4 protein-coding genes are annotated in these 3,926 nt (G+C 39.8%); 1 reads left to right on the forward strand and 3 read right to left on the reverse strand.

Annotation, left to right across the window (positions count from 1 at the left end; genetic code table 11):
• Positions 1-2,150 (forward strand): TonB-dependent receptor domain-containing protein (locus AC6F75_RS07520; protein WP_500714359.1); only part of this gene is annotated, 2,150 nt, incomplete at its 5' end.
• A gap of 210 nt (positions 2,151-2,360) precedes the next feature.
• On the opposite strand, the gene AC6F75_RS07525 is transcribed toward AC6F75_RS07520, so the two are convergent.
• From AC6F75_RS07525 to AC6F75_RS07535, 3 genes are all read right to left on the reverse strand, one after another.
• Positions 2,361-2,528: a hypothetical protein gene (locus AC6F75_RS07525; RefSeq protein ID WP_500714360.1), complete on the reverse strand. Its 168-nt coding sequence runs from the start codon at positions 2,526-2,528 to the stop codon at positions 2,361-2,363.
• 121 nt (positions 2,529-2,649) lie between these two features.
• A complete protein-coding gene (gene ribH, locus AC6F75_RS07530; RefSeq protein ID WP_500714361.1) occupies positions 2,650-3,147 on the reverse strand; it encodes a 6,7-dimethyl-8-ribityllumazine synthase in 498 nt (165 codons plus the stop codon).
• A 74-nt stretch (positions 3,148-3,221) separates the two neighbouring features.
• Positions 3,222-3,926, reverse strand: a 705-nt coding sequence (locus tag AC6F75_RS07535; protein WP_500714362.1) for a tetratricopeptide repeat protein, incomplete at its 5' end; no start/stop codon positions are given.

The raw sequence follows: 3,926 nt of genomic DNA on the forward strand, positions 1-3,926 counted from the left end.
TGGACGCTGAGAGTCTGGATGAAGTTGTTGTTAGGGCAGAAACCACTGAGGTTCAGGTAAGACTGGATAAAAAAATATACAATATTGGTAAAGATTTAACCACACGTGGCGCTACTATTGGCGAAGCATTAGGAAATATTCCATCTGTTGATGTTGACATTGAAGGGGGAATCAGCTTACGCGGAAATCAAAACGTGACCATATTAATCAACGGAAGGCCTTCAGCCCTTGCCGGGTTTGGCGATACAGATGCCTTAACTCAATTACCAGCAGAAGCCATTGAACGTGTAGAAGTCATTACCAGTCCCTCCGCTCGTTATGATGCTGAAGGTACTGCAGGTATTTTGAACATCATTTTAAGACAAGATAAGATTTTAGGTTTTAACGGCTCTTTAAACATCAGCGGTGGTTACCCCATAAATTCAAGCATTACAGCCAATTTGAACTACCGCACCCGAAAATTCAATATTTTCAACACAACAGGATATTTCTACAGAGACCAACCAGGAAGTGCGTTTTTTGACAATACATTTGAACAAGGTGAGTTCTCAAGAACCCTAGAAGACCGGGACATACAAAGAAACCGTCAAGGTATCAACAGCAATCTGGGTGTTGAATATTTCATCAATGATCGTTCATCCATCACCGCCAGCGGATTCATCAGAGTGAGTGATTATGACGATGGCGTAACTGCAACAACCCAAAAATTTGCAAATGGCACTTTAACTGAAACTTCAACACGTATTCAGGAAGAAACAGAAAAAGATACCAGATATCAACTGGCGCTGAATTACATCAACAGATTCAATCAAGACGGTCACAACCTGACAATGGATTTTCAGTATGACAACAAAGCCGAAACTGAAAATGCTTTTATTACTGAAAGAAATATTGTTGGCCCTAATATCCAGTTTCCTTCAGAAGACATTACTACAGTAGAGGATCAAAACACCTTCCTTTTTCAAGCTGATTATGTGTTACCCATTGGTGAAGATTCACAGTTTGAAATGGGATACCGTGGAAACTTCAGAAATACAAATACCGATTATACCCTACTAAGGGAAAACCTGGAAACCGGAGACTTTGAGAGAAATGATTTATTGAGCAATATTTTTGACTATACCGAAAACGTTCAGGCACTATACACCCAATACGGAACCAAATTCGGTGATTTTTCATTCCTACTAGGTTTAAGGCTTGAAAGCACTGTACTTAAAGGCGAAATTAGCTCTGAACTCAACCAGGAAGAACTTATCGACCTTTTAGGTGTTAATCCTAATTTTGACAAAGATTATTTGGGACTTTTTCCAACGGTCAATTTGATTTATGAACTTCGTGATGGTGAAAATATAACCTTAGGGTTTAACCGAAGGATCAACAGACCACGCGGTTGGTTTATCAACCCTTTCCCATCGAGAGCAAGTGTGACAAACATTTTTCAGGGTAACCCCGATTTGGATCCGGCTTATGCCAGTGCTTTTGATTTGGGATATCTGAGACGTTTTGGAAAGCTAACCCTCAGTTCTTCCATTTATTACCAATATGAAACCAACGCTTTTGAGCGCGTGCAAATCCGCAGGGAAGGTGAAACGGTAAACGGTATCCAGGTGGTTAGAACCATACCCATTAACCTATCTACCAATCAACGTATTGGTGCTGAAGCAGGAGTTATTTACAACCCGCAACGCTGGTTACGTTTAAATGGTAGCTTTAACTTTTTCAGGTTTGAAACTGATGGTGAATTTGAAGGAGTGGAATATGGCACAACCAGTACCAGTTGGTTTACACGTTTCAGTTCAAGAATTACGCTGCCCGGAAATGTGGACTGGCAAACCAATATGTTTTACAGAGGCCCTTCTGAAAACTCACAAACCAGATCTAAAGGAATGGTTTCATTGGATATCGGGTTCAGCAAAGACATCTTTAATGAAAATGCCTCCATTGCGCTTAACGTAAGCGACTTGCTAAACACCCGTAAGCGTAGGTCATTCACCCAAGGTGACGGCTTTACATCAGACAGTGAGTTTCAATGGCGTCAAAGACAAATCACTGCCACATTTATCTACAGATTCAATCAGCAGAAAAACCAAAGAGACCGCAGACAGCGTGAACGAGGTATGAACGGTGATGATTTTGAAGGAGAGTTTTAAGGAACATCGAATAAAATGTGTTCGCTTTACATTTATAATTAACCAGTGATTTAATAAAATAAGCCTTTGTGAAAGCTTTGTGTCTTCGTGACTTTGTGGCTCTTCTTTCTGCCACTAAGACCCAAAGGCACTAAGAAGCACTAAGAAAATTTAAATAAAAAGAAAAGGGAACCCGATTGGATTCCCTTTTTTTATAATGTATAATGTGAATTATTCTTTGTCTTTATTTTTGGCTGCACGTTTCTCTTTAAGCATTTCCATAATGGCTCCACCAATCCAGTAAGGCACAAACAACATTAGGAAAATCATCAACCAAAAACCGATGGTCAGGATGGTGAGAAAAGCTAAAAAACCGAGGTACTGATCAAATTCAAACATAATTTCAGATATAAAATATAACCGGTTACAAATATACAAGGAAAAAATTAATTTCAACAAGCTAAAAAACCGGAATTACTCAAAAAGTTTTACACGTTAAGTCAACAATTGCCACAGGTGGTTAAAGTTTTGACTCCTTGCGCAACTGCGCCATTTTGATGGCAGCCACGGCTGCTTCAGTGCCTTTATTGCCATGTTTCCCACCACTTCTGTCGATGGATTGCTGCATTGTAGTGTCTGTTAAAACACAAAAGATCACCGGAATATCGCCCTGAAGATTCAGGTCTTTAATACCTTGGGTCACTCCTTCACACACAAAATCAAAATGTTTGGTTTCCCCCTGAATTACAACACCCACAGCTATAATGGCATCCAGCATATCATAACATTGGGTCATGCGCTTGCAGCCGTAAATCAGTTCAAAGCTTCCGGGCACATTCCAGCGCACGATGTTGTCGTTGATGGCACCGTGTTCCTTTAAGGTGTCAAATGCCCCTTGAAAGAGGTTTTCGGTAATTTCGGGATTCCATTCAGAAACAACAATCCCAAACCGAAAATCCTTCGCATTTGGGATTGTTGTCTTATCGTAAGTTGATAAATTTTTATTTACTGTTGCCATTAAGCAATGGTTTTAATGACCAAATCAATCCCGAATCCCGATAGCTATCGGGAGGACTATCGGGATCCAAAATCTTATTTCATAGACTCTGCCATACCGATGTACACATCAATCTGGCCGGCTTCTGGGGATTCAGGATAATCTGATTTTATTTCGTTTAAAAATGAAAGTGCGTCTTTACCTTTGTTTAATTCTAATGCAACAATGGCTGCTTTCAACAAATATTTTGGTGTGGTAAATTCGTTTGCACTTAATGAAGCTGCTTGCTTGTAATAGCCCAATGCATCTTCCAGTTGGTTCAATTCTGCAAAAGCATCACCAATGTTTCCTTTAGCAATAGGCCCAACGATTTCATCTTTAGCCTTAAATCTGTCCAGATGGGTAATGGCTTCGTCATAATTTCCAAGGTGCATATAAGCCATACCGGCATAGTATCTTGAAATATTGGCAGCATCTGTACCGCCATAGTTGTCAATTATATCCAGAAAACCATATTTTCCCATACCGCCATTTAGTGATAAGTTGAACAAAGAATCTTTTTGTTGTGCATTTAATGCCTGGTCAAAATAAATCTGTGCTTGATACATTTCGTTAGCAGCTTCAGTCTCTTTGGGTTGTTGGATAAATTGGTTGTAAGCCAGTGACCCCAACACTACCACAGCTACAACTGCAATAATGATGTAGATATATTTTTGGTTCTTAGCAACCCACTCTTCAGTTTTTGATGCCTTCTCATCCAGCGTGTTAAACACTTCTGCTGTTGTGCTTTCCTTTTCTAA

It is taken from the genome of Planktosalinus sp. (assembly GCF_059864935.1).

Bases quoted from the DNA above. Each gene is read 5' to 3' on its own strand.
- AC6F75_RS07525 (WP_500714360.1), bottom strand. From the start codon at position 2,528: ATGTTTGAATTTGATCAGTACCTCGGTTTTTTAGCTTTTCTCACCATC.
- ribH (WP_500714361.1), bottom strand. From the start codon at position 3,147: ATGGCAACAGTAAATAAAAATTTATCAACTTACGATAAGACAACAATC.